The 22,570-nt window shown below is 65.3% G+C and carries 20 protein-coding genes and 1 tRNA gene; 11 read left to right on the top strand and 10 right to left on the bottom strand.

The window, feature by feature from the left end:
* Positions 1-166: 166 nt before the first annotated feature.
* The 5 genes from AC5RT3_RS10530 (at position 167) to AC5RT3_RS10510 (ending at position 5,368) form a co-directional block, all read left to right on the top strand.
* Positions 167-1,504, top strand: a complete 1,338-nt coding sequence (locus tag AC5RT3_RS10530) for a hemolysin family protein (protein ID WP_494124093.1) — start codon at positions 167-169, stop codon at positions 1,502-1,504.
* Positions 1,501-2,571: a hemolysin family protein gene (locus tag AC5RT3_RS10525; protein ID WP_494008666.1), complete on the top strand. Its 1,071-nt coding sequence runs from the start codon at positions 1,501-1,503 to the stop codon at positions 2,569-2,571. The genes AC5RT3_RS10530 and AC5RT3_RS10525 overlap by 4 nt, the downstream gene beginning before the upstream one ends.
* A 125-nt stretch (positions 2,572-2,696) precedes the next feature.
* Positions 2,697-3,677 carry a metal ABC transporter solute-binding protein, Zn/Mn family gene (locus tag AC5RT3_RS10520; protein WP_494124092.1) on the top strand — a complete coding sequence of 327 codons (981 nt, stop codon included), beginning with the start codon at positions 2,697-2,699 and terminating at the stop codon, positions 3,675-3,677.
* Positions 3,678-4,493, top strand: a complete 816-nt coding sequence (locus AC5RT3_RS10515; protein WP_494124091.1) for a metal ABC transporter ATP-binding protein — start codon at positions 3,678-3,680, stop codon at positions 4,491-4,493. It begins immediately after the preceding gene.
* A complete protein-coding gene (locus AC5RT3_RS10510; RefSeq protein WP_494050777.1) occupies positions 4,493-5,368 on the top strand; it encodes a metal ABC transporter permease in 876 nt (291 codons plus the stop codon). The genes AC5RT3_RS10515 and AC5RT3_RS10510 overlap by 1 nt, the downstream gene beginning before the upstream one ends.
* Positions 5,369-5,388: 20 nt before the next feature.
* On the opposite strand, the gene AC5RT3_RS10505 is transcribed toward AC5RT3_RS10510, so the two are convergent.
* Positions 5,389-5,850, bottom strand: coding sequence for a Fur family transcriptional regulator (locus tag AC5RT3_RS10505; protein ID WP_494008990.1), 462 nt, complete (start codon positions 5,848-5,850; stop codon positions 5,389-5,391).
* A gap of 95 nt (positions 5,851-5,945) precedes the next feature.
* Here AC5RT3_RS10505 and AC5RT3_RS10500 point away from each other — a divergent pair, with 95 nt between their 5' ends.
* The gene (locus tag AC5RT3_RS10500) at positions 5,946-6,602 is read left to right on the top strand and encodes an MBL fold metallo-hydrolase (protein ID WP_494050776.1); all 657 of its coding nucleotides are present in this window, start codon (positions 5,946-5,948) and stop codon (positions 6,600-6,602) included.
* Here AC5RT3_RS10500 and AC5RT3_RS10495 read toward each other — a convergent pair.
* Entirely contained in the window at positions 6,599-7,729 is a 1,131-nt protein-coding gene (locus AC5RT3_RS10495; protein ID WP_494124090.1) for a PLP-dependent cysteine synthase family protein, read from the bottom strand. The two genes, AC5RT3_RS10500 and AC5RT3_RS10495, sit on opposite strands and share 4 nt — an antisense overlap.
* A gap of 76 nt (positions 7,730-7,805) precedes the next feature.
* On the opposite strand from AC5RT3_RS10495, the gene AC5RT3_RS10490 reads away from it, so the two are divergent.
* The 3 genes from AC5RT3_RS10490 to AC5RT3_RS10480 are packed head-to-tail and all read left to right on the top strand — an operon-like array spanning position 7,806 to position 10,260.
* Positions 7,806-8,693, top strand: coding sequence for a sulfurtransferase (locus tag AC5RT3_RS10490; protein WP_494050774.1), 888 nt, complete (start codon positions 7,806-7,808; stop codon positions 8,691-8,693).
* A gap of 2 nt (positions 8,694-8,695) precedes the next feature.
* Positions 8,696-9,835: an NAD(P)-dependent alcohol dehydrogenase gene (locus AC5RT3_RS10485; RefSeq protein ID WP_494124089.1), complete on the top strand. Its 1,140-nt coding sequence runs from the start codon at positions 8,696-8,698 to the stop codon at positions 9,833-9,835.
* Positions 9,832-10,260 carry an HIT family protein gene (locus AC5RT3_RS10480; RefSeq protein WP_494124088.1) on the top strand — a complete coding sequence of 143 codons (429 nt, stop codon included), beginning with the start codon at positions 9,832-9,834 and terminating at the stop codon, positions 10,258-10,260. The genes AC5RT3_RS10485 and AC5RT3_RS10480 overlap by 4 nt, the downstream gene beginning before the upstream one ends.
* A 49-nt stretch (positions 10,261-10,309) precedes the next feature.
* Here the strand turns inward: AC5RT3_RS10480 and hrpA are convergent, their stop codons facing one another.
* Both hrpA and AC5RT3_RS10470 read right to left on the bottom strand, forming a co-directional pair.
* Positions 10,310-14,281 carry an ATP-dependent RNA helicase HrpA gene (gene hrpA / locus AC5RT3_RS10475; protein ID WP_494124087.1) on the bottom strand — a complete coding sequence of 1,324 codons (3,972 nt, stop codon included), beginning with the start codon at positions 14,279-14,281 and terminating at the stop codon, positions 10,310-10,312.
* A gap of 77 nt (positions 14,282-14,358) precedes the next feature.
* A complete protein-coding gene (locus tag AC5RT3_RS10470) occupies positions 14,359-14,526 on the bottom strand; it encodes a hypothetical protein (RefSeq protein ID WP_009356890.1) in 168 nt (55 codons plus the stop codon).
* An 81-nt stretch (positions 14,527-14,607) separates the two neighbouring features.
* On the opposite strand from AC5RT3_RS10470, the gene AC5RT3_RS10465 reads away from it, so the two are divergent.
* Positions 14,608-15,576: a GlxA family transcriptional regulator gene (locus AC5RT3_RS10465; RefSeq protein ID WP_494050770.1), complete on the top strand. Its 969-nt coding sequence runs from the start codon at positions 14,608-14,610 to the stop codon at positions 15,574-15,576.
* Positions 15,577-15,626: 50 nt separating this feature from the next.
* On the opposite strand, the gene AC5RT3_RS10460 is transcribed toward AC5RT3_RS10465, so the two are convergent.
* Together AC5RT3_RS10460 and AC5RT3_RS10455 are read right to left on the bottom strand one after the other, a co-directional pair.
* Positions 15,627-15,962, bottom strand: a complete 336-nt coding sequence (locus tag AC5RT3_RS10460; RefSeq protein WP_494050769.1) for a protealysin inhibitor emfourin — start codon at positions 15,960-15,962, stop codon at positions 15,627-15,629.
* A gap of 60 nt (positions 15,963-16,022) precedes the next feature.
* Positions 16,023-17,075, bottom strand: a complete 1,053-nt coding sequence (locus AC5RT3_RS10455; RefSeq protein WP_494124086.1) for a M4 family metallopeptidase — start codon at positions 17,073-17,075, stop codon at positions 16,023-16,025.
* Positions 17,076-17,271: 196 nt separating this feature from the next.
* On the opposite strand from AC5RT3_RS10455, the gene AC5RT3_RS10450 reads away from it, so the two are divergent.
* Positions 17,272-19,200, top strand: coding sequence for an HNH endonuclease signature motif containing protein (locus tag AC5RT3_RS10450; RefSeq protein WP_494124085.1), 1,929 nt, complete (start codon positions 17,272-17,274; stop codon positions 19,198-19,200).
* 137 nt (positions 19,201-19,337) lie between these two features.
* On the opposite strand, the gene AC5RT3_RS10445 is transcribed toward AC5RT3_RS10450, so the two are convergent.
* From AC5RT3_RS10445 to AC5RT3_RS10430, 4 genes are all read right to left on the bottom strand, one after another.
* A tRNA-Arg gene (locus AC5RT3_RS10445) sits at positions 19,338-19,413 on the bottom strand.
* Between the two features lie 122 nt (positions 19,414-19,535).
* A complete protein-coding gene (locus tag AC5RT3_RS10440; protein ID WP_494124084.1) occupies positions 19,536-21,080 on the bottom strand; it encodes a ferredoxin--NADP reductase in 1,545 nt (514 codons plus the stop codon).
* Positions 21,077-21,949 carry an FAD:protein FMN transferase gene (locus AC5RT3_RS10435; protein WP_494050765.1) on the bottom strand — a complete coding sequence of 291 codons (873 nt, stop codon included), beginning with the start codon at positions 21,947-21,949 and terminating at the stop codon, positions 21,077-21,079. The genes AC5RT3_RS10440 and AC5RT3_RS10435 overlap by 4 nt, the downstream gene beginning before the upstream one ends.
* 3 nt (positions 21,950-21,952) lie before the next feature.
* Entirely contained in the window at positions 21,953-22,426 is a 474-nt protein-coding gene (locus AC5RT3_RS10430; RefSeq protein WP_494050764.1) for an FMN-binding protein, read from the bottom strand.
* Positions 22,427-22,570 lie beyond the last annotated feature (144 nt).

Here is a 22,570-nt window from a genome sequence, read left to right as displayed (position 1 = left end):
CACCCGCAGAGCCGGCAAACCCCGAACACGCGCCCATCACCCGCCGGCGGCCCCTTCCGCCGCCGCCCGTCAGGAAAGACGCTCGGCCTCCGCCGACCATCCTCCGCCGGGCAGATATCCCGGTTATCCCGAGCCACGCCCGTGCGCAGTACAGGCGGGATGCTGAATGGAATGGCTCTTCCTTGCGGCAGGCCTGCTGCTGATTGCGGGTACCGGCTTTTTCGTAGCCGTTGAGTTTTCCCTCATTGCACTTGACCAGCCGACGGTCCAGCGCGCCGTGGACGACGGCGATGCGGGCGCGGTCCCGCTGCTCGCCTGCCTTAAGTCGCTGTCAACGCAGCTCTCCAGCTGCCAGCTGGGTATTACACTCACTACGCTCCTCACCGGATACGTGATGGAGCCATCGGTGGGGCAACTCCTGGAAGCCCCGCTGGCCGCCGTCGGACTTCCCGACGTCGCCGTCGCCTCCATCTCGCTGGTCCTGGCCATGGTGATCGCCACCCTGCTCTCAATGCTGCTGGGGGAATTGGTTCCCAAGAACATGGCTATTGCCCTGTCCTTCCGGGTGGGCAAGGCCCTTGCCCGGCCCCAGCTGGTCTTCACCGCGGTTTTCAAGCCTGCCATCGTGCTGCTGAACGGCTTCTCCAACCGGGTGCTCCACGTATTCGGCCTGGAAGCGAAAGAAGAAATCTCGGGGGCACGCACCCCGGCAGAGCTTGCCTCGCTGGTCCGCCGTTCGGCGGCCATGGGAACGCTCGACGCCGGGACGGCCAACTTCATCGCCCGTACCCTTAACTTCTCCACCAGGACGGCCGCGGACGTGATGACGCCCCGCATCCGGGTGGAGACGATCGACGCCGACCAGCCCGTCGCCGACATTGTCGCCGCCGCCCGCCGGACCGGTTACTCCCGGTTCCCGGTTATTGGCGACTCCGCGGACGATATCCGCGGCCTGGTCCATGTCAAGAAAGCCGTGGCCGTCCCGTGGGAGCGCCGGCAGAACCTTGAGGCCGGTGCCATTATGACGGAGGTGCTGCGGGTTCCGGAGACCATCCACCTGGATGCCCTGCTGGCCGAACTTCGCGAAGGAAACCTGCAACTAGCCGTCGTCCTGGATGAATACGGAGGAACCGCCGGTATCGCCACGCTCGAGGACCTTGTGGAAGAAATTGTCGGTGAAGTGGCGGACGAGCATGACAAGGTCCGCCCCGGCCTGCTGCAAAGCGCTTCCGGTGACTGGTATTTCCCGGGCCTGCTGCGGCCGGACGAGCTGTCCGAACAGATCCCGGGACTGACAGTGCCTGACGAGGCTGCCTACGAGACTGTGGGCGGCTACGTCATGAGCATGCTGGGCCGGATCGGCGCGGTGGGAGACACCGTGCCGGTGGGCGGCGGAACACTGAGCGTCACGCGAATGGACGGCCGCCGGATCGACCGCATCTGCTTCCGGCCGGTTGCACCGGATTACGTGGCCGGGGACACCAACGACGGGAACGGCCGATGAGCGACTGGGCAGGAATTGTGTGGCTCGGGGTCCTGCTGCTTGGCAACGCCTTCTTCGTGGGCGCCGAATTCGCCGTGATGTCGGCCCGCCGGAGCCAGATCGAGCCGTTGGCGGAGGCCGGTTCCAAGCGCGCGCAGACAACGCTGAAGGCGATGGAGAATGTTTCGCTGATGCTGGCGTGCGCCCAACTGGGCATCACTGTATGTTCGCTGCTGATCCTCCTGGTGGCGGAACCCGCCATCCACCACCTGCTGGCTGTCCCGCTGGAATCCCTGGGCCTGCCCATCGAGGTGGCCGATGTGGCCGCGTTCGCCGTGGCGCTGATGCTTGTCACGTTCCTGCATGTGACTTTCGGTGAGATGGTCCCGAAGAATATTTCGGTGTCCGTTGCGGACAAGGCCGCACTGCTTCTCGCGCCGCCGCTGGTGTTCATCTCCCGGCTCGTCAACCCGGTGATTTCGGTCCTTAACTGGTCGGCAAACCACATCCTCAAGCTGCTGCGGATCGAGCCGAAGGATGAAGTCAACTCCTCGTTCACCCTGGAGGAGGTCCAGTCGATCGTGCAGGAATCCACCCGTCATGGCCTGGTGGACGACGACGCCGGCCTGATCACCGGCGCGCTTGAGTTCTCGGAACATACCGCCGGGGACATCATGGTCCCGCTGGAGAACCTGGTGATGCTGAAGGCTCCCACCACTCCGGTGGAGTTTGAAAAGGCAGTCAGCCGTACCGGATTTTCCCGCTTCCCGATGCTGGATGACGAGGACATGCTCTATGGCTACCTCCATGTGAAGGACGTCCTGTCCATCCCGGAACCGGCCTATGGGTTTCCGATCGCCGAGAGCCGGATCCGGTCGCTGGCCAACCTGGCATTGGATGACGAGATTGAAAAGGCGATGTCCGTCATGCAGCGTACGGGCTCGCACCTGGCCCGCGTCATTGGACCGGACGGCAAGACGCAGGGCGTGCTGTTCCTCGAAGATGTCATCGAGCAGCTGGTGGGCGAGATCCGGGACGCCACCCAGGCCACCGGCATCCGCCGTCTGGGCCACCCGAACGGAGGCTGACCGGCCTGACCCTTCCCGCCACTGGCGGGAAGGGTGGTCCCGGCCGGGGCTAGATAGGAATGATTCCTATTTACGTATAGACTTGAGGGGTTGTTCTTCCCTCCCCAGTGAACCGAGGTCTTTCCGTGCGCCGTTCCGCAGCCGCCCGTTCGTCAGTCGCCGCCCTCGCCGGGTTGGGACTCCTGTTGACCGCCTGCAGCCCGGAGGCGCAGCCCTCGTCGGACTCCGCCGACGGCATCAACATCGTGGCATCGACGAACGTGTACGGCGATATCGCAAAGACCATCGGCGGAGACAAGGTCAGCGTCACCGCCATCATCAGCAAGACCAGCCAGGACCCGCACTCCTACGAGGCGACCGCGCAGGACCGGCTGGCGGTGTCCAAAGCGGACCTCGTCATCGAGAACGGCGGGGGTTACGACGATTTCCTCCACACCCTCGCCGAGGACAGCAACCTCGACGGCGGCAAGGTGCTCAACGCCGTCGAACTCTCCGGACTGGCCCATCCCGAGGAGGAGGAAGCCTCCGCCGAAGCGTCCGCGCCGGAATCAGAACCGGCCGATGAGCACGACCATGGCGAATTCAACGAGCACGTCTGGTACAGCCTGCACGCCATGGAGGAGCTGGCGGGCGACATCGCCGCAAAGCTCTCGGAACTGGACCCTGCTTCGGCGCAGACATTCGAGACCAATGCCGAAAACTTCACCTCCACCCTCGAAGGCCTGCACGGAAAGCTGGATTCCGTGAAGGGTGCTGCTGCCGGGGCGCCGGTGGCAGTGACCGAGCCGGTTCCTCTCTACCTGCTGGAGGACGCCGGGCTGGTTAACGCAACGCCTGAGGACTACACTGCTGCGATCGAGGAAGGCTCAGACGTGCCGCCGGCCGTACTCAAGGCCACAACCGACCTCGTAGCCTCCAAGTCGGTCCGCTTCCTCGCCTACAACCAGCAGACCGAGGGGCCGCAGACGGAAGCTGTGAAAAAGGCAGCCGAGACAGCAGGAGTCCCTGTGGTGGATTTCAACGAAACCCTCCCTGAGGGCAAGACGTACTTGCAGTGGATGACGGAGAATGTGGACACCATCAGCAAAGTTCTGGAGAGCAAATAGTTGAAGCCCGTCGTCAGCCTCACCGGAGCGTCCCTGAAATTTGGCAAGCGGGTGCTCTGGGAGGATTTGGACCTGGACATCAAACCCGGCGAATTCTTTGCCGTGCTTGGTCCCAACGGAAGCGGCAAGACCAGCTTCCTCAAGGTCCTGCTCGGCCTGCAGGACCTGCACCAGGGACGGGCTGCACTGGGCGGCCGCACCGTTGAGCGCGGCAGCCGCCTGATTGGCTACATCCCCCAGCAGAAGTCGTTTGCCCCGGACACTCCCATGCGGGCCAGGGATCTGGTGGGGCTCGGGGTGGACGGCCACCGCTGGGGACTGCGGCTGTCCCCAGCCAAGGCAAACCGCAGGATTGACGAGCTCCTCGACCTCGTGGGCGCCAGCGATTATGCAAAGGTGCCCGTGGGGCAGCTGTCCGGCGGCGAGCAGCAGCGGCTCCGGGTTGCCCAGGCGCTGGCCACCGATCCCCAGGTCCTTCTCTGCGACGAACCGCTGCTGTCCCTGGACCTGCACCACCAGCAGGCCCTGAGTGCCTTGATCAACAGGCAGTGCCGCGACCGGAACAGCGCCGTTGTGTTCGTAACCCATGAGATCAACCCCATTATCGACTACGTGGACCGGGTGTTGTACCTGGCCGGCGGGCGGTTCAAGGTGGGGACGCCGGAGGAAGTCATGACCACCGAAGTCCTCTCCGATCTCTACGGCAGCCACGTCGAGGTGATCCACGCCAACGGCCGGATCGTGGTGGTGGGGCTTCCGGATGCCACCACCCATCACCATGCCGAGCCCCATGCCCTGGCGGGGGAGGCCGCCTGATGGACGCAGACAGTATCCTGGCGGCAATCTTCAACTTCGAGAACTACGGCGAGCTGTTGGTCCTGGTTCAAAACTCGATCTGGGCGGGCGCCGTCCTGGGCCTCCTTGGCGGCCTGGTGGGCACCTTCGTCATGAAGCGGGACCTGGCCTTCGCCGTCCACGGCATTTCTGAACTGTCCTTTGCCGGGGCGGCCTTCGCCCTGCTGATCGGCGCCGACATTGTGTTCGGGTCACTCGTCGGGTCCGTTGCGGCGGCACTCCTCCTCGGCCTGATGGGGGTCAAGGCCCGGGACAAGAACTCCACCATCGGCGTCCTCATGCCGTTCGGCCTGGGCCTGGGCATCCTGTTCCTGTCCCTGTACGAGGGCCGCGCAGCCAACAAGTTCGGCCTGCTCACCGGGCAGATCGTCTCGGTGGATACGGTCCAGCTCACGGCCCTCGCCGGAACGGCGCTGGTTGTGATGGTGGCGCTGGTGGCCATCTGGCGGCCGCTGAACTTCGCCAGCCTCGACCCCGAACTCGCCGAGGCCCGCGGTGTTCCCGTCCGCCGGCTGGGCATCGTCTTCATGGTCCTGCTGGGTATCAGCGTTGCCCTGTCCATCCAGGTGGTGGGGGCCCTCCTGGTGCTTGCCCTGCTCATCACCCCCGCGGCAGCCGCCTTGCGGGTGACGTCATCGCCGGTGGCCGTGGTGGTGTTGAGCGTAGTTTTTGCCGTTACTGCCACAGTGGGCGGCATCCTGCTGGCACTGGGCGGCCGCATCCCGATCAGCCCTTACGTCACCACGTTGTCCTTCATTATCTACGTGGTATGCCGCGCCATCGGCTCCGTCAGGGCCGGCAAGGGAATCAACGGCAGGGTCCTGCAGGCGCAGTAACCGTCGGCGGTTACTGCCTGCTACAGCTTGCCTGCAGCCTTCAGGGCCGTGCATTCCGGGCAGAGGCCAAAGATTTCCACCGTGTGGGCCACCTCGCTGAAGCCATGCTCCGCGGCGGTGTGCGCTGCCCAGGTTTCGACGGCGGGTGCCTCCACCTCCACGGCTTTGCCGCAGTTCCGGCACAGCAGGTGGTGATGGTGGCCGGTAACGGCGCAGCGACGGTAGACCGCTTCGCCCTCACCGTTGCGCAGGACGTCCACCAGGCCTTCATCGGCAAGCGACTGGAGTATCCGGTAGGCCGTGGCGAGTGAAACGGACACGCCCTGGTTCTGCAGGATCCGGTACAGCTCCTGGGTGCTGACGAAGTCGTCCAGCTCATCCAGGGCGGCACTGACGGCCCGGCGCTGCTTGGTGACGCGCTGTTCCTTGCCGCCCGTTGCCGGGGAGGGCGTAGTGGAATCAACCTTGGCGCCGAGCGGCATGGATGGACTCGCTTCCTTGGGGATCATGGCAAAGACCAAGATTACCAGCCAAGCCCTCGTGGACACCGTTCCGGACAGGACCCTAGGCTGGCGCTATGAAGCTGACGAAATACACCCACGCCTGCGTCCGCCTCGAAAAGGACAGCCGGGTTCTGGTCCTGGATCCCGGCAACTTCTCCGAAACCGGGCAGGCGCTGGCAGGGGCCGAAGCCGTGCTGGTCACGCACGAGCACGCCGACCATGTCGACGTTCCCGCTGTTGTGGACGCACTCCGAAGCACCACGGACCTGGCGGTTTACGCCCCGGCCGGGGTAGCTGACCATCTGCGGACCGAAGTTCCGGAAGCAACGGCCCGGATTAACGCGGTGGAACCCGGAATGTCGCTGGATGTGGCGGGCTTCGCGGTGCGCAGCTTCGGTGGCCAGCACGCCCTGATCCATCCGCAGATCCCGGTGGTGCCGAATATCGGCTACCTCATTGATGACAACGTCTACCATCCGGGAGATTCGTTCATCGTTCCGGACGGCATCAGCGTCAAGACCCTGCTGGTTCCGCTGCATGCGCCCTGGAGCAAGTCGGCGGAAGTAGTGGACTTCGTCGTCAGCATACGGGCGCCCCGGGCATTCCAGATCCACGACGGGCTCCTCAATGACAACGGCCTGAAGATTGTGGAGGGCCACGTCAAAAGGATCGGCGCCAAGTACGGGACCGAGTACAGCCACCTGCGCGCCGGGGAGTCCGTGGAGGTCTAGGCGACGTCCGGGTCCCACCGTCCTGTATCGAAGAAGGTCCGGATCGCTGCTTCATAGGGCGCGGGGTCCAGGCCCTGGGATGCCAGCCAGTCCTGGTTGTAGTAGTTGCCCGCATAGCGTTCCCCGCCGTCGCACATCAGCGTGACAATGCTGCCCTTCCGGCCTTCGGCGACCATGCCGGCGATGGTCTGCCAGACACCCCAGAGATTGGTACCGGTTGAGGGGCCGGAGTGGAGTCCTGCAAGGACGGAAAGGTGGCGCATGGCTGCCACGGATGCGGCGTCGGGGACCTGGACCATGCGGTCGATGACGGACGGCACAAAACTGGGCTCCAGCCGCGGCCGTCCAATCCCCTCGATCCGGGATGGCAGGCCCGCCGGCACGGCGTCATTCCCGCCGCGCCACCCCGGATAGAACGCAGAGTTTTCGGGATCAACCACCAGCAGTCGCGTGGGGTGGCTGTGGTAGCGCAGGTAGCGGCCAATCGTGGCACTCGTTCCGCCGGTCCCGGCACCCACCACAATCCAGTCCGGAACCGGATGCTCCTCCAGCTGGAGCTGCCCGAAAATCGACTCCGCGATGTTGTTGTTGCCGCGCCAGTCCGTGGCCCGCTCGGCATAGGTGAACTGGTCCATGTAATGCCCGTTGCAGGTGGCGGCAACCTCTTCGGCTGCGGCATACACATCCGAGGCGTGCTCAACCAGCAGGCACGACCCGCCGAACTGCTCGATCAGGTGAATTTTCTCCTGGCTCGTGGTCCGAGCCATGACTGCGATGAACGGCAGTCCCAGCAGCTGGGCAAAGTACGCCTCGGAGACGGCGGTGCTGCCGCTGGACGCCTCCACGATGGTGGTGTCCGCCCTGATCCAGCCGTTGACCAGGCCGAAGAGGAACAGCGAGCGCGCCAGCCGGTGCTTCAGGCTGCCGGACCGGTGCGTCGATTCGTCCTTCAGGTACAGCTGGACGCCCCAGTGTTCAGGCAGCGGCACGGAGTAGAGATGGGTGTCCGCCGAACGGTTGTTTTCCGCCCGGATGGTGCGGATGGCATGGTCTGCCCAGTCCCGGTCTGACCACCCGCGGCCTGCCCAGTCCGTGTCCCTGCCGTTCCTGCCGTCCTCAATCTTCACCAATCCAGCCTACCCGCGGGCGGACCGGTGGCGGCTTAGAGTGGAACCGATGGTTTGACCACCCCGAAGGAGCCCGATGAACCCCCTGATGGACCTGACCACGCTGAGCAACCGTATTGCGGCCGGGCGGCGCACAGTGCTGTTGGATGTCCGCTGGGCGCTGGGAGATCCGCTGGGGCATGAGCACTACCTCGGCGGACACCTGCCGGGGGCCGTCTTCGTGGACCTTGCCACCGAGCTTGCTGCGCCGCCCGTTCCGGCGCGGGGACGGCACCCACTGCCGGCGCCGGAGGACTTCCAGGCTGCGGCGCGCGGCTGGGGGATCAACAATGGCGACGTCGTGGTCGCCTACGACGACACTGCCAATATGGCTGCCGCGAGGGCTTGGTGGATGTTAAGGAACGCCGGGCTTCGGGAGGTTTACCTGCTCGACGGCGGCCTGGCCGCCTGGCGTGCCGAAGGCCTTGCGGTGGAGCAGGGCCCGGTGGTGGCTGAGCCCGGAAATGTGGTGCTGGCGGACGGCGGAATGCCCCGGCTCGACACCGGTGCTGCCGCCGCCTGGCCGGACAGCGGAGTGTTGCTCGATGCACGCGCGGGGGAGCGGTACCGCGGCGAGGTGGAGCCCGTCGACCCCCGGCCAGGCCACATCCCCGGGGCGGTGAGCGCCCCGACGTCGGACAACGTGGACGGAAACGGACGCTTCCTTCCCGCTAACGAGCTGCGAAGCAGGTTCGAGGCGCTGGGCGTCCGGGACGGGATGCCGGTTGCTGTCTATTGCGGTTCAGGGGTGACCGCGGCGCACGAGGTGGCGGCGCTGGAAGTGGCAGGGTTCAGTGCGGCGCTGTACGCCGGCTCATTCTCGGAGTGGTCCAACAATGCGCAGCTGCCCGTGGCCACCGGTGCTGATCCCGGCGGCGGATCTTTCCCGGCTGGAAAGTTGGCTGGCCCCAACGGTAGCGTCTGACTATGACCCCAGGACGTCCCGTACCGCCGCCCCTTGCCACACCAATCCTGCCGTACGCCGGCGCCGGCACCCTTGCCGCTGCGTACGGTGCCGTGTCCCCTGGCAGCGGGCTGGTCCCGCTGACCGTGGCCCGGCGCGCGCCCAACCCGGACGACGTCGAAATTGCCATCGAGTTCTGCGGCCTGTGCCACTCGGATGTGCACGCGGCCCGCGGGGAGTGGGGCGGGCAGACTTATCCGCTGGTGCCCGGCCACGAGATCGTGGGAACCGTAAGCCGGGTGGGCTCAGCCGTCACCGGTCTTGCCGTGGGCGAGCGGGTGGGCGTCGGCTGCATCGTGGATTCGTGCCGCGAGTGCGAAAGCTGCCTGGATGGCCTGGAGCAGTACTGCGAAAAAGGTATGACCGGCACCTACGGTGCCGTCGACCGCCGGAATGGTGACGCGGTTACCCAAGGTGGCTATGCGACCTCCATCGTGGTGGACCACCGCTACGTGGTCCGCGTGCCCACGTCACTGGACCCGGCCGCCGTCGCGCCTTTGCTCTGTGCCGGGATCACCACGTTCTCCCCGTTGCGGCACTTCGACGTCGAAGAGGGCGATGTTGTTGGCGTGGTGGGCCTGGGCGGGCTGGGGCACATGGCGGTCAAGCTGGCCAAAGCCATGGGTGCCCGGGTGGTGGTGTTCACAACGTCGGAATCCAAGGTGGCCGCCGCGTTGGAACTGGGAGCCGATGAGGTTGTCCTGTCCCGGGACGAGGATGCGATGGCCGCCGCGAACCGCACCATCGACGTCATCATCGACACAGTTGCCGCCCCGCACGATCTCAACCCCCTGTTCCGCACCCTGCGCGTGGACGGTGCGCTGTTCCAGCTGGGCCTGCCGTCCGAGGCCATGCCCCCGGTGAACCCGCGCGCCCTCATCCGCCGCCGCGTCGCGTACGCCGGCTCGCTCATCGGCGGAATCGCCGAAACGCAGGAGATGCTGGACTTCTGCGCCGAGCATGGCGTGGTTGCCGACATCGAAATGGTCGACGCCGGCCAACTTAACGAAGCTTATGACCGCATGGTCGCAGGAGATGTGAAGTACCGGTTCGTGCTGGACACCAGCACCTTGCAGGCAGCCGCCAAGGAGGCAGACGCATGAGCACGCTCTTTACCAGGATCCTCAACGGCGAAATTCCCGGCCGGTTCGTCTGGCGGGAGGACGATGTGTCCGCCTTCCTCACCACCGGGCCCCTGGCCGATGGGCACACCCTTGTGGTCCCCACCGAGGAAGTGGACCGCTGGACTGATGCGTCACCCGAGACCCTGGCACGGGTGATGGAGGTGGCCCGCCGGATCGGCGCCGTCCAGGTGGACATCTTCGACGCCCCGCGGGCCGGGCTCATCGTGGCGGGCTACGAGATCAACCACCTGCACGTGCACGTATGGCCCTCACGCAGCATGGCGGACTTCAGCTTCGCCTCCGCGGACCAGAATCCTGATCCCGCCGTCCTGGATGCCAACGCGGAGAAACTGCGCCGCGGGCTGCGGGACGCCGGCTGGGGCGAGTTCGTTCCCGCCAGTTAACCCGCAAAGATGTCCCGGCCCGGGCCGGGACATCTTTGTTTTAAGGTCGTCAGGCCGGCGCCAGGGCCTTGTTGAGTACCGTGCGGATGCGCTTTTCGGACACCGAGTAGGCCGTTCCGAGTTCGACGGCGAAAAGGCTCACCCGGAGCTCCTCGATCATCCAGCGCACCTGGGTCAACTCGCGGCCGGCGCGCCGTCCGGGGAGGAGCGCCGCCACGGCATCGTCATAATCGTCCTCCAGCCGCTGCACCACGGCCATGTTCACTGCGTCCCGCTGCACGTTTCCCGGCAACCGTTCAAGCCGCTTCTCGATGGCAGTGAGGTACCGCGGCAGCTGGCTGAGCTGGGCGTAGCCCGTGCGTGCCACAAAACCGGGGTAGACCAGTTGCTCCAGTTGGCTCTTGATGTCGTTGAGGGCACTGATCAGGGCCAGGCTGGTGGTTCCCTTCAGCTGCTTTTCGATGCGCCGGGTGGCAGCCAGTATGCGTTCCACCACCGCGGTCACGCTGAACACGGTGTCGATCAATTCCGCCCGCACCACTTCGTAGAGGGCATCGAAGGCCTGCCTGTCCCAGGGCAGTTCTGCTGGGGTGAGCTTGTCGATGGCCGCGAGGGCGCAGTCGGCAATCAGTGCGGACACTGAGCCGTGCGGGTTCTGGCTGAACGTCAGTTTCTCCGTGTTGCTCAGGTGCTCCAGCACATAGCGGTCCGGCGACGGAACCCGCAGGGCCAGCATCCTGATCACGCCGCCGCGCATGGCATCGAGCTGTTCCTCCGGTGTCTGGAAGACCCGCAGCGACACGGAGGTGCCCTGGTCCACGAGTGCGGGGTACCCGGTGACAGTGTGTCCCTTCACCATGCTGCTGACTTCCCGCGGAAGGGCCCCGAAGTTCCACTCCGTCAGGCCGTCCTGTTCCACGAAGCCGGCAGGCGCGGAAGCCGGACCTCCCTTGCCCGATGAGGGCAGCCGGGGCGTGCCGCCGTCGTCCGTCTTGCCTCTGCCCGGTCCGTTGCCCCCGGCAGTAGTGTTCTTGGGACCAGTCGTCGCGGGGGTGGCGCCCAGTGACTCCGCAATTGCGCGCCGGGTCGCAGGTGCAAGCCGTTCCTGGAGGGCTGCAAGGTCCTTGCCTTCCTCCAGGACCTTGCCCTTGCTGTCCACCACCTTGAAGCTGACGCGCAGGTGCGGGGGCACGGCGTCCCAGTTCCATGACCCAGGCGGGATAATGGCGCCGCGGATCCGCCGAAGGGCCAGCTCCAGCGACGGTTCCAGCTCGTCGTTGGCGGGATCGAAGTCCGATTCCAGGACGGCGACTGCCTGCCGGGCAACGTCCGGTGCCGGGACGAAATTCTTCCGGATCTGCTTGGGCAGCGACTTGATCAACGCGGTGACAAGTTCCACGCGCTGGCCAGGAATCAGCCAGCGGAACGGGGCGTCGTCCAGTTGGTTGAGGAAAAGGACGGGCACTTCCGCCGTGACGCCGTCGGACGGATTGGGCGGGGACCCCGGGGCCACAGGATGGAACTCATAGCTCAGCGGCAGCTCAAAACCCTTGTGCAGCCAGGTCCTGGGGAAGGCGGACTCGTCCAGGTCATCCGCGTCATCGCTCAGGAGGAGCGACTTATCGTAGTCCAGCAGGTCCGGGTTCTGTCTCCGGGCCTCTTTCCACCATTTGTCGAAGTGTCGCTCGGACACCACGTCCGGGCCAATCCGGGCATCGTAGAACTCGAACAGCGTCTCATCATCCACCAGCAGGTCCCGGCGGCGCATCCTGGCCTCGAGCTCCTCCACCTCCTGCAGGAGCGCACGGTTGCGGTGGAAGAACTTATGGTGCGTGCGCCAGTCGCCTTCCACCAGCGCGTGCCGGATGAAGAGCTCGCGGGCAACCACCGGATCCACCCGGCCGTAATTGATGCGCCGCTGGGCGATGATGGGCACGCCGTAAAGTGTGACCTTCTCGTAGGCCATGACCGCACCCTGGCGGGTGGACCAGTGCGGCTCACTGTAGGTGCGCTTCACCAGCTCCGGGGCCACCTGTTCCGCCCAGACGGGATCGAATTTGGCAGCCACCCGTGCCCAGAGCCTGCTGGTCTCCACGAGTTCGGCGGCCATCACGAAGGTGGGGGACTTCTTGAAGAGGGCGGACCCGGGGAAGATTGCGAACCGGCTGCCGCGGGCGCCGGCATACTCGCGCTTGCGCTCATCGAGGATGCCGATATGGCTCAGGAGCCCGGACAGCAGGCTGATGTGGATCCCGTCATGGTTGCCCACCGGGTCCGCCAGGCGCTTGTTGTCCAGGCTGATGCCGAGCGGACGCGCCAGCTGGCGCAGCTGGGCGAAGAGGTCCTGCCACTCGCGCACCCGCAGGTAGTTGATGAACTCGCTGCGGCACAGGCGGCGGAACGCCGACGAGGACAGCTCCTGCTGCTTCTCCTGCAGGTAGTTCCAGAGGTTCAGGTAACCGGTGAAGTCCGAATTCTCGTCCTTGAACCGGTTGTGCTTCTCCGCCGCCAGCTGCTGCTTGTCCGTGGGACGCTCGCGGGGGTCCTGGATGGTGAGCGCCGCCGCCAGGATCATGACTTCCCGGACGCAGTTGCGCTTGCCCGCCTCCACAATCATTCGGCCCAGCCGGGGGTCCACGGGCAGCTGGGCCAGTTTCTGCCCGACGGCGGTGAGGCCGCTGCCGCTCCTGCCGTTACCTTCCGCGTTCTGCGGCTTCGGGGCAGCCAGGGCGCCGAGTTCGCGGAGCAGCGTGACGCCGTCGTTAATCGCCCGTGTTTCGGGAGGCTCGACGAACGGAAAGTCCTCCACGTCCTTGGGGCCGCGGGCCACGCCCATGGCGGTCATCTGCAGGATGACCGCGGCGAGGTTGGTCCGCAGGATTTCGGGATCCGTGAACCGCGGCCGGGACCCAAAGTCTTCCTCCGAATACAGGCGGATGGCAATACCGTCCGAAACACGGCCGCAGCGCCCGGACCGCTGGTTAGCCGATGCCTGCGAGACGCGTTCGATGGGCAGCCGCTGGACCTTGGTGCGGTGCGAGTACCGGGAGATGCGGGCCGTTCCTGTGTCAATGACGTACTTGATGCCGGGCACGGTAAGCGACGTCTCCGCCACGTTGGTGGCGAGCACGATCCGGCGCTTGCTGCCCGGATGGAAGACCTTGTGCTGTTCCTGCAGGCTCAGGCGCGCGAAGAGCGGGAGCACTTCCGTGCCTGCAAGCCGGCGGTTGGACTGGATGCGGGGCTGCAGCGCCTCGGCCGCGTCGCGGATCTCGCGCTCGCCGGAGAAGAAGACCAGGATGTCCCCGGGCGCCTCGTTGGCCAGCTCGTCGACGGCGTCGCACACGGCATCCAGCGGGTCGCGGTCCTCCTCGAGTTCGTCGTCGGAGGCCTCTTCGTCGTCCGCCCTGGGCTGGGTCAGGGGGCGGTAGCGGATTTCCACCGGGTAGGTGCGGCCCGTCACCTCGATGATGGGCGCGGGCTCTTCCTCAGTGCCGAAGTGGTTGGCGAAGCGCTCGGGGTCGATGGTGGCCGAGGTGATGATGACCTTCAGGTCCGGGCGCTGCGGCAGGATCCGTTTGAGGTAACCGAGGATGAAGTCGATGTTGAGGCTGCGCTCGTGGGCCTCGTCAATGATGATGGCGTTGTACTTGCGGAGCAGTTTGTCCCGCTGGATTTCGGCCAGCAGGATGCCGTCCGTCATCAGCTTCACCTTGGTTGCCTTGCTGACCTCGCCGGTGAAGCGGACCTGGAAACCAACTTCCTGGCCAATCTCGACGCCGAGCTCCTCGGCAATGCGCTCGGCCACCGTGCGCGCTGCCAGCCGGCGGGGCTGGGTGTGGCCGATCAGCCCGTTCTCGCCGAGGCCGAGCTCCAGGCACATCTTGGGAATCTGGGTGGTCTTTCCGGAGCCGGTCTCGCCGGCAATGATGGTCACCTGGTTGGCGGCAATTGCCGCCATCAGGTCCTCGCGGCGCTCGGAGACCGGCAGCTCGGCGGGATAGGAGATATGCAAAGTCATGGCTGCAGACAGTCTACTGCGGCGAGGCCGGCACCCCCGGTTCGACTGCCTGCGGCGTTCTTTGCGGTACGGGCTTGCTAGAAGATGCGGAGCGTATAGCTGGTGCTGGGAAGGTCCAGGGCGGACCATTCCTCATGGGAGCTGACGGGAGGGGTGTGGCCCCGTCCGTCGCGCAGGAGGGCTGCGATGGTGGCTGCAGCGAGGAGGAGGAGCAGGATGACGGTGATGGTTGCGAAGATTTCCATGGCTCCATGCTTCTCTTCACGGCACATACACAACAGTGGCAGAAATGCCCAAAAAGCGAAAATTCCTGCCACAATGGAAGCATGCTGAAATCGGTAGCGGTGATTGTGGTTCCCAACTTTTCGATCTTCGAATTCGGGACGGCCTGTGAGGTGTTCGGAATCGACAGGTCTGCCCGGGGCAGTGGAGTCCCCGCCTTTGATTTTCGGGTCTGCACGCCCGAACCGGGCAACGTGCCCATGAAGTCGGGGTTGTCCATGAACGTTAGCCACGGACTGGAAGCCACCGAAGATGCGGACCTGGTGATCATGGCTCCCTTCGGGCGGGACCAGGAGATGCCGGAGCCTGTGCTCTCTGCCCTCCGCGCCGCTGACGCCAGGGGTGCGTGGGTTTTATCGATCTGCTCGGGAGCATTCGCGCTGGCACGCGCAGGCCTGCTGGACGGCCGCCGCTGCACAACCCACTGGCATTACTCCCGTGACCTGGCCGAGGCCTACCCGGACGTGCAGGTGGATGAGAATGTCCTTTATGTGCAGGACGGCAATATCATTTCCTCTGCCGGAACCGCTGCCGGGATCGACGCCTGCCTGCACCTGGTGCGGCTGGAGCTGGGGGCCAACGTTGCCGCCGCGATTGCCCGTGACATGGTGGTTCCGCCCCACCGCGACGGCGGCCAGGCCCAGTTCATCGACCGGCCCATGCCCACCTGCGGCTCGGCGCCCATGGAAGAACTGCTGCGGTGGATGGTGCAGAGCCTGGACCGTGAGCATACGGTCAACGAGCTGGCAGCCCGGGTTCACATGTCTCCCAGGACCTTCGCCAGGAAGTTCCGCTCGGAAACGGGTGCCACACCAGCGGCCTGGCTCAACTCGCAGCGGGTACTCCGGGCCCAGGAGTTGCTGGAATCGACCGATCTGAACATCGATGAGATTGCCCGGGAAGCCGGGTTTGGCCATCCGGTCCTGCTGCGGCACCACTTCGCCAAGGTCCTCGACACCAGCCCGCAGTCCTACCGCCGGGCATTCCGGGGGCAGCTGGCCGAGGCGGGCTAGCTACAGCCCGCGATCTGGTTTGAGTATTGCCCGGGCCTGGATTGGGCGGCCTATTCCCTGCTGCCCGGATTATTCGTGCCCTGCCCACTCCCGGACTCCTGGGCTGCTGCACGGGTCCGCTCCACGAGCACGCGCCAAGGTCCGGTCACTGCCCGTTCAGGCAGGGCCGCCCGCCTGTCCCCGGCCCGGATTGAATAGATGAACCGGTCAGGCTGGTTTCCAACAAACTGTTCGGCGGCCGCCCGCGGTGTCCGGGGAACGGCATCCCACGGACAGGCTTCCACGATCGGCTCCCACTGGTTGATTGCCGTTTTAGAGCGCGCATCTACGGTCCACACCCGCGTCATCGCGGCAATCCCACCTGTGCGTTCCACACTGATTTTCATGGCCTGGTTCCTGGGCTTCCGCGCAGCCTGGCGGCTGAAAGTCCGGCAACCAGGCATCCCTTAATGCTTGACCTTCACAGTTTCCCACGCCTGCCGCACGGCGTCATGCTCTTGTGAGCCGGAACCGAAGAGCTCCACGGCGGCAGCGGCGGTGGCCCGCGCAAAGACGCTGAATGTGGCTGTGGCAGGCAGGGATCCGCCCGTCAGGGTTTCGTACCAGATGCGGCCGGGGGAGTCCCAAGCGTTCCCGCCCAGGGATTCCGCTACGAGGTAGAAGGCGCGGTTGGGAATACCAGAATTAATGTGGACCCCGCCGTTGTCCGCGCTGGTCCTGACATAGGAGTCCATGGAGTCCGGCTGCGGGTCCTTACCCAGCACATCGTCGTCGTACGCCGTTCCGGGAGCCTTCATGGAGCGCAGGGCACTTCCTTCCACCTCGGCGGTGAAAAGCCCCTCGCCGATCAGCCAACTGGCCTGGGCCGCGGACTGGTTTTTCACGTACTGCTCCACGAGGGCGCCGAAAACATCTGACATCGATTCGTTCAGGGCGCCGGCCTGGTTCCGGTAAGCGAGGGCGGCGGAGTGCTGGGTTACTCCATGGGCGAGTTCATGGCCGATGACGCTCAAGGATGCCGTAAAACGCTCGAAAACTTCACCATCGCCGTCGCCGAAGACCATCTGGGTGCCGTCCCAGAAAGCGTTGTCATAGAGCCTGCCGAAGTGCACGGTTGCATCCAGGCGCATTCCCTGGCCGTCGATGGAGTTGCGGCCAAAAACGTCGGCATAAAGGCGGTGGGTGTGTCCCAGTCCGTCGTAGGCTTCATCGGTTGCGGCATCTCCCGTCCCGGGTTCGCCCTCCTTGCGCACCAGCCTTCCCGGCAGGGTCTCCGAACCGTCGGCATCGTAAATGGTCCGGTTGGACGGCCCTGGCTTCGCCAGGCGCACGCCAGAAGGAAGATCGGGCAATGCCTGGGTCCGGGACGCCTGGAATGAGCCGACGTGGCCAAGGGCCTCCCTGGCGGCCCGGGCAGCCGCAGAATATTGCGGAGCATCCTGCCGGGCCAGCCGCCGCAGCAGGTAGGGCGGGACGATGGAACAGAACGGAACGTGCATGGCGTACCCCCTCAACTAGGTCAATTCAGACTACGAGGGGGCTCTGACAATCGGTGCCAGCACACGCGGCACGGGCCGTTTCGCGTGGGTGGCGGTAGCACGCAGAAGCACGACGACGGCCGACCGGCTTTGTTGGTTATCGCCGCCTTGAGCGGGATGCACGAAGAATGTCACACCCCCGCACGATGATGTGGGTATGGAAAACGGCACGTTGACGGCAGCGGAGATGGCAGGCATTCATGCCTCTGTCGCGGCCCTCGACGCGTTGTTCCTTGAAGATGCGCAGCTGCGAAATCCCGTCGACGGCGAAGGGATGAACGTCTTGCAGCGTGCCTATGAACTCCGCCTGGAACGGCTGGGCCAGCTGGCGAGGCTCGAAGCCCAGGTCGCCGCGCTCAAGGCCCGGGACGCGGCCGAATCGGTTGAACTCCAGCAGGCTATGACCCCGCCGGACGCTCCGGTTCAGGCACGGATCTTTCAGGAGATCTCGACCATTGAGGAGATCGCAGGGGTCCTGACCATCAGTTCAGGCGCGGCAGGGGCGTTCGTCACCCAGGCCCGACAGGTCTGCTCTCTCCCTTCCGTGTACGGGGCGTTGTCCACCGGGGCCCTCTCCTGGCAGCAGGCCAAAATCATCGCCGACGAAACCGAGGCCCTGGACCATCCCGCCGCCGTGGCTTTGGCGGATCATTTCCTGGACCCGGATGCACCGAACCCGGCCAGGGGCTGCCCCGCCACCGGGCTCGTGCCGTCCCGGCTGCGGGCCAAGGTCAGGGCTTGGCGGGAACGCCACCACCCCGAGTCGATCCAGAAACGCCACGCGAAGTCCGTGGCCGACCGGCGGGTCGAGTTCCACCGGGACCGTGACGGGATGGCCTGGATCGCCGCGTACCTCCCTGCAGATACCGCCACAGGAATCTGGAACAGGGCAAGGGCTACCGCGCGCGGCCTGCAGGGACCCACCGAAATCCGCACCCTGCCGCAGCTCTGCGCCGATATCGTCGCCAACCGCCTCCTCGCGCCCGCCCAGTCCGGCGGCGGGGACGCGGCCTGTCCCACCGAATCTGGCAGCGCCAGCGAACAGATCCCGAACGACTTCATCGGGTACGCAACGCTTGAAGGGTCCGACGAACCCGCAGCAGTCCTTGGCATCCCCGAAGACCTCACCGGGATCCTGCACCGCAATGACGGCACCAGCAAGGACTTGGCAACCACGCCTATTGCGGTTGACTCGGGGGTTGGGAAGGTTCCGGTGCCGCGGGCGGATGTGCTTGTCACTGTCCCGGCGTTGGCGCTGTTCGGCGTGACGGACGAACCGGCCATCCTCGACGGGTACGGCCCGATCCCGGCGTCCATGGCCCGCAAACTCCTCGTCGACGGAGCGAGTTCCTTCACCCGCGTCCTCGTCGATCCGCGGGACGGTGCACCGCTGGAAATCGGCCGCACCAGCTACCGGATCACCAAAGCAATGAAACAAGCGCTCCGGCTCCGGGACGGCAAATGCACCTTTCCCGGCTGCAACAACAACTCCCCGGATAACGACACCGACCACCTTCAAGCCTGGCAACACGGCGGAACCACCGGCATCAGCAACCTGGCACAACTCTGCCCAAAACACCACCGGGTCAAACACAACAGCGGCTGGAAGCCTACGGAAGCAACGCAAAACGAACCACCCGGCTGGACCTCACCCACCGGCCGCCACTACGCCAGCGAACATCCAGGCTGGGAACCACCACAGCTGCCGCCCGACCTGGCTGCCCTGCTGAGTGACGGCACAGCACCTGGTGACCCCGGGCCGGGCTGGTCTGCCACTAAAAAGCGCGGCTGGCGAGCTGCTGCCACTGATGAACAGCAAGTGGTTCTGGCTGCTGCTACGGACGAGCGCTATCCCGCAGCAGCTGCGGCCGGCACGCATGAAGCAGACGAAGACTTGGTGTGTCCGCCGTGGTTGGAATGGGGTGACGTCGAAATTACAGACGCGGACGTGCCGGACCCGGAAATCTTTGATGGTGCTGGCTTCCCGGATGATCCTGAATTGCTCGGATACGATCCAGCGAAAACCACGTTCCCGGACTGCCTGCTGTGGTTGGAGGCTGAGGAAGCCGCGTTGAGCCACCATTAATGACCACGGGCTAACCAGGCAAACAAATGTTCACGGGCTTACCCCGGCAAAAATAATGTGGTGCCCGCTGCGAGCTTGCCCGGAAAAACTAACTGGAAAAACGAAAGCGGCCCGGTCAGTGACCGGGCCGCTTCTGATGGTGCCCTCGATAGGATTCGAACCTACGACCTTCTGCTCCGGAGGCAGACGCTCTATCCCCTGAGCTACGAGGGCAATCCGGATTTCCTGCCGTTCCCGGCGGGACGTCCTAGAGCTTAGCAGGAAGGTGGGCTCCAAGGGAAAACCTGTCCTGCTCCGGCGTCGCTAACAGGCGAGGAGCACATGGAACCGTGGCCTCAGTAGCCGGAGAACGAGTCCACGTGCACCCGCCGGGCCCCTGCCTTCCGCGCGGCACGGCGGAGTGAGGCAACGCTGGCGGGCGGGCCGGAGACATACACTTCACGGCTGCCAATGTCCGGAACCAGGGCCCTCAATCCCTCGGGGTCCAGCCGGGGTGTTCCGGCCGGAACAGCGCCAAATTCCGGCGGGGGCTCCGAACCGTCCGCGAGGCGTACAAGGACCCGGATGCCTGCAGCACGAAGTTCGTCAGCATAGGCGATCTCGTTGGCGCTCCTGGCCAGTAGGAGGAAGACGGCGTCACGTTCCCGGAGCCCTTCCGACCTCAAGTGTGAGAGGAAAGGTGTGATCCCGATGCCGGCGGCAATGAGCAGTACAGGTCTGCGGGGGTCGCCGGGGAGGACAAAGTCACCGCCCACCGAGGTGGCCGTTACCTCGTCGCCGGGCTTCAGCCCCAGGAGCACCCTCTTGGCCGCGGACAAAGGCTCGGCGGTCCGGACGCCAAATCTCACGAGGCCTTCCGCAGGCGAACCTGTCAGGCTGAACACCCGCCGTCGTCCTTTCCCGTCAGACTTGGCATGCGGCAGGTCGAGTTCCATGTACTGCCCCGGAAGGAAGCGCACCGGCCTGGCCGGCTCGAACGAAAATTCCGTGGTGCTCGGGGTCAGCCTCCGGCTTCCTGCAAACCGCAGCTTCACACCGCCCCGCTGGCCCACCAGGAAGGCAAGGAAGTTGCCCAGCAGCAGCGCCGCCTCGGGGGAATTCGCGATGAATCCGAGATTGTAGGGGACCGCAAAGACAACGCCGACGACGGCGGCCAGCGCCAGCTGCTGCCACCGCCGCGGCGGAAGCGTCAGGGGCTCGGTCAGCATGAACCCGACAAAGAAGAGCACCGGCCGTTGCGCCAGGGCCTGGTAGATGCCCATCCCGGCAGTCATGCCGGCCCTGAGCAGCTCAAAGGTGATGATGCCCGTCGCCACGATGGTGAACACCGAAGCCATCAGGACTTTCCTGGTCCGGTAAAGGACCAGCAGCACGCCCGGGACCAGTAGCCACAGCATGGCAGGCGTCGCTGCCCACCAGGTGGCGATATTGAGCCCGGTAAGGCCGGCGACGAAGGCTCCCGCGGCAGCGGGGTTGAAGATGTGCCGGCCGCGCCAGGCAAGGGCGTATTTGGACGCCGACGCCAGCACACATGCCAGGGCGACCCCCGCTACGTCCAACGGCTGGAAGGAAGGCCAGAAAAGGAAGTAGAGCAGCAGCCCGGTGATCAGTGACGATTCCGAGTGCGGACGTACCCGGAACAGCGCCGCCAGGGCCCGGTTGGAGGCGTAGGTCAGGGCAAGGCACAAGGCCAGGTGAGCCAGCATCTCCGGGATTCCGAAAGTCAGCCAGCCCAGTACCTCAAGCAGCAGGCTGTACACGGCAAGGGCTGCCAGTACCAGGAGGATGAGCCGGTACATGGTGAACCTGCCAAGCAGGGTATCCATCCGTCCGGTGGCAGATGCGGCAGAACCGGCATGAGGGGTTCCGACAGGGCTCATGTGAACAGTGTCCCTTCAAATTCTTCGGAGTAGCCCGCACTGCCGTCCGAATACACGGTCAGCCAGGAGAAATCGAACGATTCCTGGAGGTGCGCGCCGGGAACAAAGAAGAGCGCCGTGGCCAGCGCGTCGGCAAGGACGGCTGTCTCCGCCAGGGCCCAGGTGGCGACGGCGGTCTGGACGGGCTTGCCGGTGGTTCCGTCCAGCACGTGGTGCAGTCCGTCACCCCAGGCCCGCCGGTTGGCAGCGGAAGCGCACAGTGCGCGCCCTGCCAGTTGGACCACCCCAATGGCCTGGTCCGGATTGTAGGGATGCTCCAAAGCCACCGGTACGGGGGACGGGCCGCGTGCCAGGAGATCTCCGCTGCCGTCGACGACGAACGCATCAACGCCCGCCGATTCCAGTTCGGCCGCCAGCAGATCCACCAGCAGCCCCTTCCCGGCGGCGCCGACATCGAGCACCAGGGGAGCGCTGGTGGTGATGGATGTTCCGTTCCATTCCAGGACGTCGTCCCAGGCTGGAGCGGGCAGCGGGGAATCGGCCGGCTGCAGCGAGTACACAGCGTCATAACCGAGCCGCTCGAGGCTTGCGCCGATCAGGGGAGTCATGGTCCCGCCAGAGATCTCGTAGAGGGTCCGGTACAGCTCCCCGAGTTGTCCGGCCTCGTCCGGAAAGCTATAGCGGCCCGGTGTCCGTGCCATGGCACTCACTAGGGAATCGCTGCGGAAACGGGACCAGTCGGCGTCGAATTTTTCAACCCTGGCCAGGATGCGCTCCGTCAGGGACGGCCCCAGCGGAACGGAGGACGAAATTTCCCAATGCGTCCCGATGCCCTCGAACGATATGCCCTCCACGTCCCCTCCCGGCACCGCCTACCGGGCTTCCGACTTGATCTGTTCCACTGCCTGGTTGAAGCCGCCGCTGGTGAGTGAAGAGCCGGCCACCTTCGAAACACTGAGCTCGTCGATGTTCTTGCCCACTACTTGCGCCGCGATGCCGCCGGCAAACTCGCCCTGGAATTTGCGGGTGTTGGGGTTGGAGGGATGCTGGGTGATCTGGACGTCCTTCACCGTGCCCGAAGCGAGGGTGAGCTGGACGCCCACGGTCTCGGTGCCGTTGGGCGAGACGTAGTTCCCGTCCGCGCTGTATGTCCCGTCCTTGTACGTTGAGCCGCTGCCGGCCACTGAGGACGCGTTCGGTGATGGTGCAGCAGTGGTTTCGGCAGCGTTTCCGCCGGTGGAGGCCGGAGCAGTTTCGGTAGCGGACGGCGCACAGCCTGCCACGGTTCCCGCGAGGGAGAGGCCGGCAATACCGGCATAAACGCTCTTGCGCACGGTGGGTCTCATAAGGCTCTCGTTTCGTCATAGGGATCACGGAGTTCAAGCGGTGGTTACGCTGTTGTCAACGCTGGATCCAGCCTATTGGTTCAACCCTGTGCCGTCGTCGGTTTTTCCTTGTGGCCGTCCTGTGTAAGGCGGCCCCCGCACAAT

It is taken from the genome of Arthrobacter sp. Y3221159 (assembly GCF_059089885.1).
This window is presented reverse-complemented; position numbering and strand designations above follow the sequence as displayed.

What these genes read in the sequence shown, in the direction of transcription:
- AC5RT3_RS10530 (WP_494124093.1), top strand. Translation starts at nt 167, where the DNA reads ATGGAATGGCTCTTCCTTGCGGCAGGCCTGCTGCTGATTGCGGGTACC.
- AC5RT3_RS10525 (WP_494008666.1), top strand. Translation starts at nt 1,501, where the DNA reads ATGAGCGACTGGGCAGGAATTGTGTGGCTCGGGGTCCTGCTGCTTGGC.
- AC5RT3_RS10510 (WP_494050777.1), top strand. Translation starts at nt 4,493, where the DNA reads ATGGACGCAGACAGTATCCTGGCGGCAATCTTCAACTTCGAGAACTAC.
- AC5RT3_RS10505 (WP_494008990.1), bottom strand. Translation starts at nt 5,850, where the DNA reads ATGCCGCTCGGCGCCAAGGTTGATTCCACTACGCCCTCCCCGGCAACG.
- AC5RT3_RS10500 (WP_494050776.1), top strand. Translation starts at nt 5,946, where the DNA reads ATGAAGCTGACGAAATACACCCACGCCTGCGTCCGCCTCGAAAAGGAC.
- AC5RT3_RS10490 (WP_494050774.1), top strand. Translation starts at nt 7,806, where the DNA reads ATGAACCCCCTGATGGACCTGACCACGCTGAGCAACCGTATTGCGGCC.
- AC5RT3_RS10485 (WP_494124089.1), top strand. Translation starts at nt 8,696, where the DNA reads ATGACCCCAGGACGTCCCGTACCGCCGCCCCTTGCCACACCAATCCTG.
- AC5RT3_RS10480 (WP_494124088.1), top strand. Translation starts at nt 9,832, where the DNA reads ATGAGCACGCTCTTTACCAGGATCCTCAACGGCGAAATTCCCGGCCGG.
- hrpA (WP_494124087.1), bottom strand. Translation starts at nt 14,281, where the DNA reads ATGACTTTGCATATCTCCTATCCCGCCGAGCTGCCGGTCTCCGAGCGC.
- AC5RT3_RS10470 (WP_009356890.1), bottom strand. Translation starts at nt 14,526, where the DNA reads ATGGAAATCTTCGCAACCATCACCGTCATCCTGCTCCTCCTCCTCGCT.
- AC5RT3_RS10465 (WP_494050770.1), top strand. Translation starts at nt 14,608, where the DNA reads ATGCTGAAATCGGTAGCGGTGATTGTGGTTCCCAACTTTTCGATCTTC.
- AC5RT3_RS10460 (WP_494050769.1), bottom strand. Translation starts at nt 15,962, where the DNA reads ATGAAAATCAGTGTGGAACGCACAGGTGGGATTGCCGCGATGACGCGG.
- AC5RT3_RS10455 (WP_494124086.1), bottom strand. Translation starts at nt 17,075, where the DNA reads ATGCACGTTCCGTTCTGTTCCATCGTCCCGCCCTACCTGCTGCGGCGG.
- AC5RT3_RS10450 (WP_494124085.1), top strand. Translation starts at nt 17,272, where the DNA reads ATGGAAAACGGCACGTTGACGGCAGCGGAGATGGCAGGCATTCATGCC.
- AC5RT3_RS10440 (WP_494124084.1), bottom strand. Translation starts at nt 21,080, where the DNA reads ATGAGCCCTGTCGGAACCCCTCATGCCGGTTCTGCCGCATCTGCCACC.
- AC5RT3_RS10430 (WP_494050764.1), bottom strand. Translation starts at nt 22,426, where the DNA reads ATGAGACCCACCGTGCGCAAGAGCGTTTATGCCGGTATTGCCGGCCTC.